The following is a 16,362-nucleotide window of genomic DNA, read 5'->3' as shown; positions in this document are numbered from 1 at the left end:
TTAACGCTTCATCTTCGCTTTGTTAATTAGCTTAGTAAGTTGAACAGACAAAAAAGGCGCCTAGTGTAAATACAGGCGCCTTTTCTATTGATATCTATAAGTCGATAAGGACTGTTATCTTAGCCTCGGCGCCAAGTGGTTTTACCGGCACTGTCTTCTAAGATAATGTTCATCGCTTTTAATTTATCACGTGCATCATCCGCCTCTGCCCAATCTTTATTGGCACGCGCTGTGTTACGTTGCTCGATGAGCTGCTCGATTAACGCCGCATCATCGTCATCGCTACCCGCGGTAAAAAAGCTTTCCGGATCATTTTGCGCAATACCGATAATCGCCCCTAACTGCACTAGAACATAGGTCAGCTCTGCGGCTTTTTGTGGTTCGCTTTGTTTAATGCGATTCACTTCTTTAGCAAGCTCAAAAATAACCGGCAATGCTTCTGGCGTATTAAAATCATCATTCATCGCTTTTTCAAAGCGCTCAACATAATCGTTACCGGCAAGGTCAACAGCAACCGGTTCAATACCACGAATAGCGGTATAAATACGCTCAAGCGATGCACGCGCTTGCGCTAAGTTCTCTTGCGAGTAATTTAATTGACTACGATATTGGCTCGATACTAAGAAGTAACGTACTGATTCAGCATCGTATTTTTCTAATACATCACGCAAAGTAAAGAAGTTGCCTAGTGATTTTGACATCTTTACTTTATCCACTTGCACCATACCACCGTGCATCCAGTAGTTAACGTACGGTGTGTCGAACGCACAGCAAGACTGGGCAATTTCATTTTCGTGATGCGGAAACTGCAAATCGCTACCGCCACCATGAATATCAAAGTGCTTACCTAGGTGCTTTGAGTTCATTGCCGAACATTCAATGTGCCAGCCAGGACGACCTTCGCCCCACGGTGATGACCAGCTTGGCTCACCAGGTTTTGCCATTTTCCAAAGCACGAAATCTAACGGGTTGTTTTTCGCATCATCGACATCAACACGTGCACCGGCTTGCAGCATATCTAAGTTTTGCATACTTAGCTGACCGTAATCTTTATATGACGATACATCGAACATAACATCGCCGTTACTGGCAACATAAGCATGCTTACGTTCAATTAAGCGCTCAACCAAATCAATGATCTCTGGCATGTGTGTGGTTACTGTTGGAGCTATATCTGGACGAGCAACATTCAGCGCATCTAAGTCGGCGTACATTTCAGCCGTCATACGGTCAACTAATGACTCACAGGTTTCATTGTTTTCTGCCGCCCGTTTAATGATTTTGTCATCAACATCGGTAATGTTACGTACGTGAGTTACATCATAACCAATGTGACGTAAGTAACGGGTAATAACGTCGAAAGCAACATAGGTACGGGCATGACCGATATGGCACAAGTCGTAAATTGTTATACCACAAACATACATGCCCACTTTGCCTGGGGTGATTGGTTTAAACTCTTCCTTTTTACGGGTTAAAGTATTGTATATCTGTAGCATCGTTTCTCTCGATTATAAAAACATGGGAATAGCAATTTGTCGCAATTCTACCGTAACTTAGTTAGATTCACTAGATAGAAGGCGTAGATTTTAGCATCCGTTTGCTATTGATTGGGTATTAAACAAAAAATCGTCATATTCTTTGTAATGGCTTGCGTAAATTCTGAGGATGTTTTTGGCATCCCTAAGGTGATTTTGATGCGTCAAATTGGCGTTTTAATAAGCTTTAATCGATGCCATTAACGCCATTAACGCTTTACAGACGCGCGGAAATGGTTACAATCTAGCGCTGATATTATTGCGATTAGACCAAGTTAGGAAAATCAATGATCACATTTAAAACCAATTTGGGCGATATTAAAATCGAATTAGACTTTGATAACGCACCAAAAACTGCTGCTAACTTCAAACAATACTGTGAAGAAGGCTTTTACAACGGCACTATTTTTCATCGCGTAATCAAGGGCTTCATGGCTCAAGGTGGTGGCTTTGAATCTGGCATGGGTGAAAAAACAACTCGTGAAGCCATTGAAAACGAAGCAAACAATGGTTTAAGCAATGTTCGTGGCAGCCTAGCCATGGCACGCACTCAAGATCCACATTCAGCAAGTGCACAATTTTTTATCAACCTAGTTGATAACACTTTCCTAGATTTCAAAAATGAAACCGTACAAGGTTGGGGTTACTGCGTATTTGGTAACGTTGTTGAAGGTATGGAAGTGGTTGACAAAATGACCCTAGTTGAAACCGGTCGTTACGGTTTCCACGATGATGTACCAAAAGAAGACATTATTGTTGAGTCAGTTGAGGTAGCGTAATTGCTCACCTACTTTATTGCTGATTTACATCTAACTCAGGAGCGCTCAGATATTACTGAGTGTTTTCTGAGTTTTTTGCATAATGAGGCGCCAAAAGCTGAAAAACTCTACATTCTTGGTGACTTTTTTGAGTACTGGATTGGCGATGACGATAATAACCCGTTTGTGTTGGATATCGCGAATAAATTAAAAACGCTAACCAATCAAGGTACAGAGATATTCTTTATTGTCGGCAATCGCGACTTTTTGCTTGGTAAAAAATACGCTGAGAAAGCGGGTATGACTCTCTTACCTGACACCCAAGTTATCGATCTTTACGGAAAAAAAGCACTGATTATGCATGGCGATACCTTATGTACTCGTGATATTGCGTATCAAAAATTTCGTAACAAATCTCGCTCATGGTGGTGGCAAGCCATTGTCAAATCATTGCCGTTAGCTACCCGTCGTAACATGGCAGAAAACTACCGTAAAAAATCTGCCAGTGCTAAGCAAATGACATCGCAAGACATTATGGATGTTACTCAATCGGAAGTTGAGCAACAACTTAGACAAGCGAACTGTCAGTTACTGATCCACGGTCATACGCATCGACCTAACGTGCATCAATTTGAAGTCGATGGTCAACAAGCAACACGCATCGTGCTTGGCGATTGGTACGATCAAGGCGCTTGGCTAAAAGTAACACCTGACGGCTTTGAATTGTTGAACCGCTCTTATACCAGTGAGTAACCTCATATCCTAGTATCAACAGTGGCGTAGCAGAAAAAACTTACCAGAAAATATAAGGGCATAATAACATTCGCTATTATGCCCTTTTTATATTGCTTAATACCCCTCATCAAGCTAGGTATTGTGCAATGCTCTGTGATCAATTGAGCGACATGGACTCTGGCGCAGCCGATTGTTGCTCAGCGACCCATTGCTTTACCCGGCGCTCGAGAATATCAAGTGGCATAGAGCCTCCGCCCAATATAGTATCGTGAAAGCCTCGTATATCAAACTTGTCACCAAGCTGTTGTTCGGCATCTGCGCGAAGTTGCTGAATTTTCAGCATCCCTATTTTGTAGGCTGTTGCTTGTCCTGGCCAGACTAGGTAACGTCTTACCTCTGATACTACCGCATCTTCAGCAACCGGCGAGTTCGCTTTAAAATAGTCAATCGCTTGTTGCTCAGTCCAACCTTTGGCGTGTAAACCAGTATCAACCACCAAGCGCACCGCACGCCATATTTCAGTAATTAAGCGACCAAAGTCTGAATATGGATCCTGATACGCGCCCATTTCTTTGGCTAAGTACTCTGCATACAAGCCCCAGCCTTCAATGTAGGCAGTAAAGCCAGCTTGGGTGCGAAACTGTGGAACAGAGGTTAACTCTTGAGCAATAGATATTTGCATATGATGGCCTGGGTTCCCTTCATGATAAGCAATCGCCTCCATCTCATTTTTCGGCATTGAGCGCATATCAGATAAATGCGCATAATAAACCCCTGGACGCGAGCCATCTGGCGTACCAGCATTGTAGTGTTGCGCCGCCCCATCTTGCTCTCTAAACGGCTCAACCCGTTTTACGACTAAATCGGCTTTTGGTAAAATACCAAAGTATTTAGGTAGTTGATGATTAATAAAATCAAGGTAGGTTTCGGTATCGCTTATATAGCCTTGACGCCCGTCATCGGTATTTTCGTAGTAGAATTGATCATCTTTTTTAATGAATGCGAAAAATTCTTGTAAGCTACCCTCAAAACCGACCTTATCCTTGATCGCCCGCATTTCTTTTTGAATACGAGCGACTTCTTCTAAGCCTATTTGGTGAATTTGCTCGGCCGTTAAATCTGTGGTGGTACTTACCGCTAAACGGTAATCGTAGTAGTCTGCTCCGTTAGCTTGTTGGCCTACACCGGTAGCGTTATCTTGAGCATTAGCCATATCTTCTTCAAACCAAGCAACCAATGCTTGGTAAGCCGGTAACCAGTCTTGTTTTAGCGCGCCTTCTGCTTCGGCTAACAATGCGTTGGCGCGATTTTGATCAACTTTATCCGCTGCGAGTAAGCCATTAACTTTTCGTTGGGCATCGCCATATAGTGCCGATGGCTCACCGTCAGTAAACGGTGCGCCAGTAATCAAATTACGGGCCTGTTGAATAACACCTTGGTAAGCAAATTTAGGTGGGCGTACACCTTTTTTGGCATGTAACTGAGCACGCTCTAGCAACAAAGAAATCGCATTCGCCATACCACTAATACGTTTAGTATAGGCCTGCATGTCTTCAACACTGTCGACGCGATGAAAGCTAATCAGGAATTGCGCAGCAAGTGCTTGCATACCTTGCATTTGCGTAAAAATATAACCATTGTAGCGAAACGCTCGACCTTGTTTTTGTTGCTCATATTGATATAACCAAATATCGTACGAAATTTTTGCTTCATCACTGAGCTTATCGTAATCGAAACCACTTTTTAACTCTGCAACCGACTGCTCAAGCCAAGCAAATTCAGCGTCTTCAGCTTGAACACTAACATCATCGATTTCATCGTATTTGTCTTTGCGCCCCAACATCGTCATGCGCAGCGGGCTACGCTGCAGTTGTTGTTCATATTTCTCTGCAAACCATTGGTTAAGGCGCTGAGATTCAGAAAGCTGTTTCGATGTCACAACAGCATCAGCCTGCACGGATTGCGAAGCGGTTAATGTATGGGCTGGCGAAGCTTGTACTGCACAAGCGGCAAAGGATAGGCTAACAATTAGCGCGATAGGTGTTTTTGTCATGGTGGTCTCTGCTTATTATTTTTGTTTAAATAACAACCAGAAAACCACATAACGAGAAATACTGCAACAAGGTAATTGTTGCAAAATTATACCGGGGCACCACTATGGAATTTAAAATCACTATCTGATGTGCTAATAAGTTCCGCTTCAACCTGACCAAATAAAGCCACACGGTCACTAATATCTTTACCGGCTATTTGCTCAGCTAAGGTTAAATAATCTTGATAATGCCTTGCTTCGGAGCGCAATAAGCTAACATAAAATTTATTCAGTTCATCATCTAAAAACGGCGCAAGTTTGGCAAAACGTTCACATGACCGGGCTTCAATATATGCACCACAAATCAGTTTATCAATCAATGTTTCTGGCTCATGCGTTTTTACATGGCGCATCATACCTTTCGCGTAGCGCCCAGCAGTAATATTTTGATATGCAATGCCTCGTTGTTCCATGATCTCCAGCACTTGATAAAAATGGTGCAACTCTTCTTTAATAAGCAACACCATTTTATCGATAAGATCTTGGCCATAAGCTGAGTTAGCTTTTGGTACAATCGACTTGGTTAATTTATTCGCCTTAGCTAATTGTTCCAGACTGCCATTTTTCTTGTAAATGAACTCTTCAAACGGCTTTAACCAAGCTAACAAGGCATCGCCACTGGCTTTATCGACCGCATATTTGCGAATTAACCACATGGCCGTTTGTGCTGCTTTTAACTCGCAAACCATATGGTCGGTTAGCAACACTTGTAAGTTCTGAGGTTTTTGCGCTTCTTTGATCCAAGCATCTGGCGTATCGCACTGCAAAAATTGCTTAATTGGCGCCAATAAATCATCGTACATGATAAACATCACTAGCAATAAAGTTTAATGGGGCAAGTTTATCATAGGCAAGTGAACAAACGAGTGGAAATCGCCAACAAATTTACCTAGATCAAACAATATCCTGGCAATGCTTGTTGCGCTATGACGTGAATGATCTTCACTCAGTTAACACTGAGTGAATGAGGAACCAAAGTTATTGGCAACTTTAATCGCCAAGCAATGCCGTTAAGTGGTTCATTTACCTCCTTAAACAAGATATTCTTTATTATTAGTTCAGGTACGCTTACCGTAGTGATATTAGCTGATTACCATCTGCCCATAGGAGAAGCTTGTTTTGTCATACCTATCGATACAAAAACAACAAACACAATATTTTAATCAAAACATTACTCGCGACTACCAATGGCGTAAGCAACAACTGCTGCAGATTAAAAAATTAATTGCGGATAATGAATCTGCCATTATTCATGCATTAAAAAACGACTTACATAAACCAGTTCAAGAAGCATGGTTAACCGAAATATCATACGTCAGCAAAGATGTTGATCACGTACTAAAGCATCTGAAGTCTTGGATGAAGCCTAGTAAGGTCTCAACCCCTATCGTCGCTCAACCTGGTCGGTCTTTTATCCAACCTGAACCACTTGGCAGCGTGCTTATCATCGGTGCATGGAATTACCCCTTTCAATTGATTTTTGCGCCACTTGTTGCCGTTATTGCGGCCGGCAATTGCGCCTTACTCAAACCATCTGAGCTGGCCCCCAATGTCTCTGCCCTGATCGCACAGTTAGTTCCCAAGTACTTAGACAATAATGCCTTTGCCGTCGTTGAGGGGGCTGTCAATGAAACGACCGAACTATTAACGCTAGCTTGGGATCACATTATGTATACTGGTAACGGAACGGTAGCACGTATCGTTATGGCTGCTGCCGCTAAGCACTTAACCCCCGTTACCTTAGAGCTTGGTGGAAAAAGTCCGGTATACATTGACACTTCTGCCGATTTAACGATTACTGCAGAGCGCATTGCTTGGGGCAAATGGATGAATGCAGGACAAACCTGTATCGCGCCCGATTACATAATGGTTGAAAAAGAACTGCTTGAACCGTTGCTTGAGCAACTAAAACAGCAAATACATACTATGTTTGGTGACGACCCACAACAAAGTGATAGTTATGGCCGCATTGTTAATCATCGTCATACTGAGCGTATTGCAAGTTACCTAGAGAAACAAAACATTGCCCATGGCGGTCGAATCGATCTAAATGATAAGTACATTGAACCAACCATTATCGTCGAATCAAAGCTTGACTCGAAAATCATGACTGAAGAAATCTTTGGTCCACTATTACCTATTATTGTTGTTGATGACTATCAGCAAGCCAAGCGTTATGTTTTATCCAATGATAAACCATTGGCAGCGTATTTATTTACTAAGGACTCAGAGCAGCAACAAGATTGGATAAACACTATTGCCGCAGGTAGCCAATGCATCAATGATGTGATGATGTTCAACGCGGTCCCTGATTTACCATTTGGTGGTACTGGGTCTAGTGGCATGGGCCAATATAGTGGCTATAGCGGTTTTACAAACTTTAGCCATATGAAGGCCGTATTAAAGCGGCCATTTTTAAAAGACTTGCCACTAAGGTTTGCCCCCTATAGCGACTTTAAATTGTCGTTGCTACGTAAAATTCGTTAATGGCTAAAGTTCATCGTACCAACATAACACGTGCTGCAGGTAACATAAATGAGTGACGCTGCAGCGTGTTACATCCCCCTTAACAAATCGATAGCGACCGCCCTGAATAACCATAACTCGGTTGATATCAACCGATAAGCAATTTTCAATCAAAGTGACACGACATGACTCTTAATAAAATACAAAAAAATTTACTTAATCGTCACCAGCAGCTTAATCAAAGCAATAATATGAAAGTCGTAAGCCATGTACAGCGTGAAGACGGCGAATGGTTTGTAAATACTTTAATGCTAGAAAACATCAGCACACCATTTAAATACAAGCGCAAACAGCCCTATCAGTCGTTAACTGGCTGTCGCGTTAACCTAAGTTATTATCGCGATGTTGAGGCGGTTGCTGGTCTTGAATTTGAATATATGAAAGTGGTTCGCTTACGCAAAAGCTAATATGAATTACTTGCCTCTCTCGGTTTATTCGCATTATTTTTTGTCTTAAATATCGAATGGATCAATATTTCTGGTTATTTTTCAAACAAAGCTTGACGAATACTTGAACGTATTACATAACTAGAATTAGCGCCGTATAACATAATAATGATAACCATACTTGTAGGCGCAAAAAATCGTTCAAATAAAACCACATAATAATGCGTATTTTTTGAACATGGGGACAGCGAGAGAGGAAGTTAAACATGATACTAAATCATATATGGGGACTATATGCTCATCCAAAAACGGAATGGGCAGATATCGACAATCGCCACGAAAGCATGATCTACGGTTTAAGCCACATTATGTTAGTGGCGTTAATACCATCTATCTGCGGTTACTTTGCCGCAGCCTACATCGGATGGCAAATTGGCGTTGGCGATCCAATTACCATTACGAAACAAAGTGCCTTGATGCTGGCAATATCTATGTATGTTGCCATTATGGTGGGTATTTTTGCCCTTGCCTATCTTATTCGCTGGATGGCCAACACTTTTGACTCCAATCCATCTTTCACGCAATGTTTAGAGCTTGCCGCCTATACAGCAACACCGGTGATGATGGCCGGATTAGCGGCGCTATATCCTGTATTATGGTTTGTTGCATTAGTTGGCTGTGTTGCCGTCGCTTACTCGGTATACCTGTTGTACTCGGGTATCCCTATTATGATGCACATTCCTGAAGAAAAAGGCTTTATTTATTCAAGCTCTATCGTCACGGTAGGCTTAGTATTGTTGGTTTGTATTTTAGCGGGTACTGCAATCATGTGGACAAATTTCGGCTTTATACCAACCTTCAAACAGTAACGATTTACGATACACAAGAGTAAATAACAAAAAGGCCGCTTAGCGGCCTTTTTTAACTCTCATAGAGCCAAGTGGCTTAGAACGGTTGAACCGGTGCACTTGTTAAGTTGCGAGTGATCTCCGCTTGCTCTTTTAAGCTGTTTAACAAACTTTCAAATGCCGATTGTGCCAATTGGCTTGCTTGCATTTGCTGTGCTTGCTCATCTGCCTCAGTTACCTCACCTTCGGTTACTGCAGTCACTTGTACTACCGCATAATCACCAGTTAATAACACGGTTTCTGCAACAGATAACTGCTCTTGTGCTGGGTGTGGCATAGTAAATGCGTGACTTACGATGTTACGGTCGATGTCGCTTGCGTTACGCTCAAGGTTAGCTACGTCGGTAAAACTCGCGTTATATTGTGCTAATAACGCCGACGTGTCTTCACCAGCAAGAACGGCATCAACTAATGCTGTTGCAGCGTCTTGTGCTGCCGTCGATGCTTTTTGGTTTACTAGCTGCGTTTTAATTTGCTCTGAAACAGATTCTAACGCCTTAGTACTTGCTTCTTTATACTCAGCTAGGCGAACCACCATAACAAGTTCGTCACTGGTTACTTCAATAACATCAGAGTTTAAATTATCAAGCAATACTTCATCTGAAAACGCCGCATTGATCAAGTCAGCATTGTCAAACGGTGCTGGGTTGTTGCCACGTGTTATCCAATTGCTGGTTTTTACTTCGCTATTTGCTACGGCTGCAACATCATCTAATGAGTCAGCTGCTTCAAAAGCAACTTCAGCCATTTCACCTTGAATTGCATAAAATTGTTCAAGAGCTTTGTCATTAACTAGCTGAGTACGAATATCGTCAGCAACGTCAGCGAAAGCTTTGGTCGATACCGGCTCAATATCAGTCAATTTAATAATATGAAAACCAAAGTCAGACTGAACTACTGATGACACGTTATCATCCATTGTTAACGCAAAAGCTGCTTCTTCAAACGCAGGGTCCATAACACCTCGTTCAAACCAATCTAAATCACCACCATTTTCACCAGAAAACGTGTCGTCTGATTCCGCTTTTGCTAACTCGGCAAAATCTTCACCATTACTCAATTTAGCTAAAACCGATTCAGCCTTGGCTTTAGCTGCTGCTTCATCATCGCCAAATTCAATTAAAATATGTGATGCTCGACGACGTTCTTCGGTTGAAAACGAGTTAACGTTGTCATTGTAGTATTGCTCAACTTGCTCATCGCTCACTTCGACTTGGTCGCGAAGGTCTTTGATGTTCAACGCTACGTACTCTAACTTAGCTTGTTCTGGCGTTGCAAAGTTCGCTTTATTTTCTTCGTAGTATGTTGCGATTTCAGCGTCATCAACACTCACTTGCGCTTTAAATGGCTGGGCAGCAATCGTTGCGTAACGAATATCACGTGTTTGATTGGTTAATTTTGACGCTAACTGCTGCTGATAAGGTAAGCTAAAGTCAGTCGCCATTACACCAATTTGTAATTGACGACGAGCCATATCAGTACGCAAGTAATCGCGAAACTGTGCTGGCTGATAGAAGCCCGCTTGGTTAATGATCATGATGTAACGGTCATTATTAAACTGACCATCAACCTGAAACTCCGGCATATTTAGAATAGCATCTTTGATTTGCTCATCACTGATCTTGATGTCCAATGCGTCCACTTGCTGATCTAGAATTTCTTCGTTAATAAGGTTTTCTAGTACGTTGCTGCGCATTGATTGCATATATACGTCGTTATTCGCTAACTGAGCGAACATTTCACCGTATTGCTGTTCCATTCGTGCACGTTGATTTCGGTATGCCGACTCAAACGCTTGTTGGCTAATTTTTTCGCCATTTACCGTTGCTACTGACGTGTCTACTGAATTGGTGTATGTACCAACACCAGCAAAAACAAAGGTCAAAATAACCAAACCTAAAATTGCTTTTGCAGTAAAACCCGTAGAGCCTTCTCTAATTCTCTCTAACATGTGTCTCTCGTTAATAATAAAGCCAAAATTTTATAAACGTTATTTGCGTCATTTGGCATTCGACATAATTTTCGATGCTCGATTGTAGCAAACCCATTCGCCGCCTTGAAGTCAAAAATTGGAAAATATCAGATAATTTTTAGCAGCTTATCAAGTTTGCCTAAAGCCTCTAAATGTACAGGCTTAGAAACAAAAAAAGCTGGCTAAGGCCAGCTTTTTCAGCAATAAACTAAAATATTAGTTAACTGCGTCTTTTAATGCTTTACCCGCTTTGAAAGCTGGGATTTTAGCTGCTGCGATTTCGATAGTCGCACCAGTTTGTGGGTTACGGCCGGTGCGAGCTGCACGGTCACGTACCGAGAACGTACCAAAGCCAACTAGAGCTACTTGCTCACCAGCTTTTAGTTCATCAGAAACTGCGTCGATAAAAGAATCTAGTGCACGACCAGCTGCTGCTTTAGAAATATCTGCGCCTTCAGCGATTTTTTCGATTAGTTGAGACTTATTCACTATGTCTTCCCCTTTAATTGTTATTATCTGGAGCCTGTCACTTTGCCCGTTGAATTTTATATCAGGCATTACTGACAACTTCAAGCCCCGAACCAGCAAAATATAAAAATTTATCTTTGAACTGCCAAACCCTTGTGGTCATTAGCCTGTAGCGATGTTCAGCAAGCGTTTCAGTATCCAGACTACCACAGTTTTTGCCTTTGAAAAGCCCTTTATTTCGATTTTTTTGCAATTTTTTCGATATTTTTGCAAAAAAACAGCGAAAAAGGGCTTACTTCGCCTAGTTTAGCTAGCCACAGACCACTTCGACGGTGACTCTGCGAGCGCTAACTCAAGCACTTCGTCAATCCATTTAACAGGGTGAATGGCAAGATCGGCCTTCACGTTATCTGGTATTTCTTTTAAATCACGTTCATTATCTTTCGGGATAACCACGGTTTTGATACCACCACGGTGTGCCGCCAGTAGCTTCTCTTTTAAACCACCGATAGCCAACACTTCACCACGTAAAGTGATCTCACCGGTCATCGCCACATCAGCACGAACAGGGTTACCGGTTAAACTCGATACCAATGCGGTACACATGCCAATGCCTGCACTAGGACCATCTTTTGGCGTTGCCCCTTCAGGTACATGCACATGAATATCGCGTTTCTCGTTAAAGTCAGCATTAATGCGCAAAGCATCGGTACGAGAGCGAACAACCGTCAGCGCCGCTTGAATTGATTCTTGCATCACCTCACCTAATGAGCCAGTAAAGCTTAACTTACCTTTACCAGGCACGGAGGCTGCTTCAATGGTGAGTAGCTCACCACCCACTTCGGTCCAAGCAAGGCCCGTTACTTGACCAATGCGGTTTTCATCTTCTGCTTTACCGTAATCAAAGCGTTGTACACCTAAGAATTCTTCAAGGTTCGCTTGATTGATATCAACCACTTTAACGTCATCGTTTAGCAGGATATGTTTCACGGCTTTACGGCACAGTTTAGAGATTTCACGCTCTAGGCTACGCACACCAGCTTCACGAGTGTAATAACGAATAATGCCGATAATTGCGCTATCTTCGATATTAATTTCTTTGTCTTTTAAGCCATTACGCTTGATTTGCTTAGGCATTAAGTGGCGTTTGGCGATATTTAATTTTTCATCTTCGGTGTAACCCGATAAGCGAATCACTTCCATACGGTCAAGTAATGGTCCAGGAATGTTCATGCTGTTAGATGTAGCCACAAACATCACATCAGATAAATCGTAATCGACTTCTAAATAGTGATCGTTAAACGCGTTATTTTGCTCTGGATCAAGTACCTCAAGTAATGCTGACGCCGGATCACCACGCATATCAGATGACATTTTGTCGATTTCATCTAACAAGAATAACGGGTTTTTAACTTCCGCTTTCGCCATTTTCTGAATCAGCTTACCCGGCATAGAGCCGATGTAGGTACGGCGATGGCCACGAATTTCTGCTTCATCACGCACACCACCTAACGCCATGCGCACATATTTACGGCCCGTTGCCTTGGCAATCGATTGGCCCAGTGACGTTTTACCAACACCTGGAGGCCCCACCAAACATAAGATTGGACCACGTAATTGAGTAACACGTTGTTGCACCGCTAGATACTCAATAATACGTTCTTTAACTTTCTCTAAACCGTAGTGATCTTGTTCAAGCGTTTCTTCAGCCAACTTTAAGTTGCGCTTTAATTTGCTGCGTTTTTTCCATGGTACCGATACCATCCAGTCAATGTAACTGCGCACAACCGTCGCTTCAGCGGACATCGGTGACATCATTTTCAGCTTTTGTAACTCGGCAAGCGTTTTCTCTTTCGCTTCGGCCGGCATCTTCGCTTCTTCGATTTTTTGCGTTAATTGCTCAGCTTCGTCAGGAACATCTTCCATATCGCCTAATTCCTTTTGAATGGCTTTCATTTGCTCATTCAAATAGTATTCGCGCTGGCTTTTTTCCATTTGCTTTTTAACTCGGCCACGAATTTTCTTCTCGACCTGCAGTAAATCAATCTCACCTTCCATCAAAGCCATAAGATATTCAACACGCTCAGTCACATTGCTGATTTCTAATACGTGTTGCTTGTCTTGCAGTTTCAGTGGCATATGTGCTGCCATGGTATCAGCTAATTGTTCGGCATTATCAATAGCAGAAACCGATGTTAATACCTCAGGTGGGATCTTTTTGTTTAGCTTAACGTAGCCTTCAAACTGTGAAACGGCACTGCGAACTAATACTTCGTGGTTTTCATCACCTTCCATATCCGACTGGATAAAGTCGATATTAGCGGTAAAGTAATCTTCCGTTTCGATGAACTCAGAGATTTTTGCTCGTTGAACACCTTCAACTAAGACTTTTACTGTACCATCCGGTAACTTCAACATTTGCAAAATAGTCGCGACCGTACCGATCTCGAATAAATCACTTGTTTGTGGATCATCGACACCTGCGTCTTTTTGTGCGACTAAAAAGACTCTTTTATCGCTGTCCATTGCTTTATCTAAACAACGAATTGATTTTTCGCGACCAACGAAAAGAGGGATAACCATTTGTGGGTAAACGACGACATCACGCAAGGCGAGTACTGGGGTTTCAATCTGTCCTGAATGCTCTACTGTCATGGAAAATTCTCTTGAAAGTGATGTGTTTCTCAGCTTTTTAACTCTGTTCGTATCACCAATAGACACTTGGCTTGAACAATTTATTCTGAGGCTTATAACGAGTATATGGGGATTCGTCTTACAGATTCAACAGCAAAAATAAAAAACCAGCAAGGATGCTGGTTTTTTATTATTTGCGATACGATACAAGCGTTGTTTATTCGTTTGCTTGCTTCTCATCTGGCGCTTCAAATAGCACCAAAGGTTTTGACTCGCCATTAATGACCGCTTCATCGATAACCACTTTGGTTGCATCGGTCAGAGATGGTAATTCGTACATGGTATCAAGCAAGACACCTTCAACAATCGAGCGCAAACCACGAGCACCGGTTTTGCGGATCATCGCTTTATTAGCGATTGCTTTTAAAGCATCTTCACGGAACTCTAATTCAACACCTTCCATATCAAACAGTGCTGTAAACTGTTTAGTCAATGCGTTTTTAGGCTCTTGAAGGATTTGAATCAATGCGTCTTCATCAAGTTCGCTTAACGTCGCAACGACAGGTAAACGACCGATAAACTCGGGGATCAGGCCGTATTTAACCAAATCTTCAGGTTCCACTTCTTGGAAACGCTCTGTTAGTGACTTTTCCGTTTCTTTACCTTTTACTTCCGCACCGAAACCGATACCAGTACCGGTTGCCATACGTTGCTCGATAACTTTATCAAGGCCAGCGAACGCACCACCACAGATAAATAATATCTTTGACGTATCAACTTGCAAAAACTCTTGTTGCGGATGCTTACGACCACCTTGTGGAGGTACTGCGGCAATAGTGCCTTCTACCAGCTTCAACAATGCTTGTTGGACACCTTCACCCGATACATCGCGGGTAATTGACGGGTTATCTGATTTACGTGAAATCTTGTCAATTTCATCAATATAAACGATACCACGTTGCGCTTTGTCGACATCGTAATCACATTTTTGCAGTAGCTTTTGAATGATGTTTTCAACATCTTCACCGACATAACCCGCTTCGGTTAAAGTGGTGGCATCAGCCATGGTGTACGGCACATCTAGCATACGCGCAAGTGTTTCGGCTAGTAACGTTTTACCTGAGCCGGTAGGGCCTATCAGCAAGATATTTGACTTACCAAGTTCAACACCGTTGTGCTTATCACCATTGCGTAAACGTTTGTAATGGTTATAAACCGCCACACTTAATACTTTTTTAGCGTGATCTTGACCGATAACATAGTCATCTAAGTGGGCACGTATTTCTTTTGGTGTAGGTAGTGATTCGGTTTCCGACTTAGGTGAAACTTCTTTTATTTCTTCACGAATAATATCGTTACACAATTCAACGCACTCGTCACATACATAGACAGATGGACCTGCGATTAGTTTGCGCACTTCATGCTGGCTCTTACCACAAAACGAGCAATACAATAACTTTTCGTTATCACCGCTACCTTTTATGTCGTCGGTCATACGGTTAATACCTCAATTTCAAATTTAGAACTATTAGCAACACATGTGTGCTCTAATTATAGTCTTAATACGGGGATGGTAATGAAATGGAGCTTTTATGCTCCAATTTCAACTTTGATATACGCTTAAAATAACAGCGTAGCTGATTAACGCTTAGTTAAGATTGAATCAACTAACCCGTAATCTACCGCTTCTTGTGCACTTAAGAAGTTATCACGATCGGTATCACGAGCAACTTGCTCGTAGTCTTTACCGGTGTGCTCAGCCATCAAACGATTTAATTTTTCTTTAATTGATAGGATTTCTTTGGCGTGAATTTCAAAATCAGAAGCCTGCCCTTGGAAGCCACCAAGTGGTTGGTGAATCATCACCCGAGCGTTTGGTAAACAAAAACGTTTACCCTTTTCACCAGCCGATAATAAGAATGCGCCCATACTTGCAGCCTGCCCCATACAAACCGTGCTAACGTTCGGCTTGATGAACTGCATGGTATCATAAATCGCCATACCTGCGGTTACGCTACCACCTGGCGAGTTAATGTATAAGTAAATGTCCTTTTCAGGGTTTTCGGATTCAAGAAACAACATCTGCGCGACGATCAAATTGGCCATATGCTCTTCGACCTGACCACATAAAAAGATAACGCGCTCTTTTAACAAGCGAGAGTAGATATCGTATGAACGTTCACCTTTGGAAGTTTGTTCAACCACCATAGGTACTAGTGCGTTTTCAATCGGTGAATGATTATTTGAATGAAACAACGAAAATATCCTTAAAAATAAAAAATGGCTTATATGGGATCATATAAGCCATTTAAAACGATTGAAGCTTGTTTTGTCAATGCAAAACA

13 protein-coding genes are annotated in these 16,362 nt (G+C 42.1%); 5 read left to right on the top strand and 8 right to left on the bottom strand.

Features of this window, described 5'->3' with window-relative positions; translation table 11 throughout:
• Nucleotides 1-119 precede the first annotated feature (119 nt).
• Entirely contained in the window at nucleotides 120-1,499 is a 1,380-nt protein-coding gene (cysS, locus tag ACAX20_RS04110; protein ID WP_371188808.1) for a cysteine--tRNA ligase, read from the bottom strand.
• Nucleotides 1,500-1,825: 326 nt separating this feature from the next.
• On the opposite strand from cysS, the gene ACAX20_RS04105 reads away from it, so the two are divergent.
• Both ACAX20_RS04105 and ACAX20_RS04100 read left to right on the top strand, forming a co-directional pair.
• A complete protein-coding gene (locus tag ACAX20_RS04105) occupies nucleotides 1,826-2,317 on the top strand; it encodes a peptidylprolyl isomerase (protein WP_371188807.1) in 492 nt (163 codons plus the stop codon).
• Nucleotides 2,318-3,049 carry a UDP-2,3-diacylglucosamine diphosphatase gene (locus ACAX20_RS04100; protein WP_371188806.1) on the top strand — a complete coding sequence of 244 codons (732 nt, stop codon included), beginning with the start codon at nucleotides 2,318-2,320 and terminating at the stop codon, nucleotides 3,047-3,049. It begins immediately after the preceding gene.
• A gap of 139 nt (nucleotides 3,050-3,188) precedes the next feature.
• On the opposite strand, the gene ACAX20_RS04095 is transcribed toward ACAX20_RS04100, so the two are convergent.
• Both ACAX20_RS04095 and miaE read right to left on the bottom strand, forming a co-directional pair.
• Nucleotides 3,189-5,084, bottom strand: coding sequence for a DUF885 family protein (locus ACAX20_RS04095; RefSeq protein WP_371188805.1), 1,896 nt, complete (start codon nucleotides 5,082-5,084; stop codon nucleotides 3,189-3,191).
• A gap of 86 nt (nucleotides 5,085-5,170) precedes the next feature.
• Entirely contained in the window at nucleotides 5,171-5,926 is a 756-nt protein-coding gene (miaE, locus tag ACAX20_RS04090; RefSeq protein ID WP_371188804.1) for a tRNA isopentenyl-2-thiomethyl-A-37 hydroxylase MiaE, read from the bottom strand.
• 316 nt (nucleotides 5,927-6,242) lie between these two features.
• On the opposite strand from miaE, the gene ACAX20_RS04085 reads away from it, so the two are divergent.
• From ACAX20_RS04085 to ACAX20_RS04075, 3 genes are all read left to right on the top strand, one after another.
• The gene (locus ACAX20_RS04085) at nucleotides 6,243-7,610 is read left to right on the top strand and encodes an aldehyde dehydrogenase family protein (RefSeq protein WP_371188803.1); all 1,368 of its coding nucleotides are present in this window, start codon (nucleotides 6,243-6,245) and stop codon (nucleotides 7,608-7,610) included.
• Nucleotides 7,611-7,774: 164 nt separating this feature from the next.
• Complete coding sequence (locus ACAX20_RS04080) at nucleotides 7,775-8,056, top strand: hypothetical protein (protein ID WP_371188802.1); 282 nt, start codon at nucleotides 7,775-7,777, stop codon at nucleotides 8,054-8,056.
• A gap of 245 nt (nucleotides 8,057-8,301) precedes the next feature.
• Entirely contained in the window at nucleotides 8,302-8,904 is a 603-nt protein-coding gene (locus tag ACAX20_RS04075; protein ID WP_371188801.1) for a Yip1 family protein, read from the top strand.
• A gap of 76 nt (nucleotides 8,905-8,980) precedes the next feature.
• Here ACAX20_RS04075 and ACAX20_RS04070 read toward each other — a convergent pair whose 3' ends face one another.
• The 5 genes from ACAX20_RS04070 to clpP all read right to left on the bottom strand — a co-directional run bounded on the left by ACAX20_RS04070 (nucleotide 8,981) and on the right by clpP (nucleotide 16,246).
• Nucleotides 8,981-10,894 (bottom strand): SurA N-terminal domain-containing protein, encoded by a 1,914-nt coding sequence (locus tag ACAX20_RS04070; RefSeq protein ID WP_371188800.1) that lies wholly within the window; start codon nucleotides 10,892-10,894, stop codon nucleotides 8,981-8,983.
• A gap of 237 nt (nucleotides 10,895-11,131) precedes the next feature.
• On the bottom strand, nucleotides 11,132-11,422 hold the full coding sequence (locus ACAX20_RS04065; protein ID WP_371189573.1) for an HU family DNA-binding protein: 291 nt from the start codon (nucleotides 11,420-11,422) through the stop codon (nucleotides 11,132-11,134).
• 267 nt (nucleotides 11,423-11,689) lie between these two features.
• Nucleotides 11,690-14,038, bottom strand: a complete 2,349-nt coding sequence (lon, locus tag ACAX20_RS04060) for an endopeptidase La (RefSeq protein ID WP_371188799.1) — start codon at nucleotides 14,036-14,038, stop codon at nucleotides 11,690-11,692.
• Nucleotides 14,039-14,234: 196 nt separating this feature from the next.
• A complete protein-coding gene (gene clpX / locus ACAX20_RS04055) occupies nucleotides 14,235-15,512 on the bottom strand; it encodes an ATP-dependent protease ATP-binding subunit ClpX (RefSeq protein ID WP_371188798.1) in 1,278 nt (425 codons plus the stop codon).
• 146 nt (nucleotides 15,513-15,658) lie between these two features.
• Nucleotides 15,659-16,246, bottom strand: a complete 588-nt coding sequence (gene clpP, locus ACAX20_RS04050; protein ID WP_371189572.1) for an ATP-dependent Clp endopeptidase proteolytic subunit ClpP — start codon at nucleotides 16,244-16,246, stop codon at nucleotides 15,659-15,661.
• Nucleotides 16,247-16,362 lie beyond the last annotated feature (116 nt).

Origin of the sequence: Thalassotalea sp. Sam97, assembly GCF_041379765.1 — a bacterium.
GTDB lineage: Bacteria > Pseudomonadota > Gammaproteobacteria > Enterobacterales > Alteromonadaceae > Thalassotalea_A > Thalassotalea_A maritima.
This window is presented reverse-complemented; position numbering and strand designations above follow the sequence as displayed.

Bases quoted from the DNA above. Each gene is read 5' to 3' on its own strand.
- lon (WP_371188799.1), bottom strand. From the start codon at position 14,038: ATGACAGTAGAGCATTCAGGACAGATTGAAACCCCAGTACTCGCCTTG.
- ACAX20_RS04080 (WP_371188802.1), top strand. From the start codon at position 7,775: ATGACTCTTAATAAAATACAAAAAAATTTACTTAATCGTCACCAGCAG.
- ACAX20_RS04095 (WP_371188805.1), bottom strand. From the start codon at position 5,084: ATGACAAAAACACCTATCGCGCTAATTGTTAGCCTATCCTTTGCCGCT.
- miaE (WP_371188804.1), bottom strand. From the start codon at position 5,926: ATGTACGATGATTTATTGGCGCCAATTAAGCAATTTTTGCAGTGCGAT.
- clpX (WP_371188798.1), bottom strand. From the start codon at position 15,512: ATGACCGACGACATAAAAGGTAGCGGTGATAACGAAAAGTTATTGTAT.
- ACAX20_RS04105 (WP_371188807.1), top strand. From the start codon at position 1,826: ATGATCACATTTAAAACCAATTTGGGCGATATTAAAATCGAATTAGAC.
- ACAX20_RS04075 (WP_371188801.1), top strand. From the start codon at position 8,302: ATGATACTAAATCATATATGGGGACTATATGCTCATCCAAAAACGGAA.
- ACAX20_RS04070 (WP_371188800.1), bottom strand. From the start codon at position 10,894: ATGTTAGAGAGAATTAGAGAAGGCTCTACGGGTTTTACTGCAAAAGCA.
- cysS (WP_371188808.1), bottom strand. From the start codon at position 1,499: ATGCTACAGATATACAATACTTTAACCCGTAAAAAGGAAGAGTTTAAA.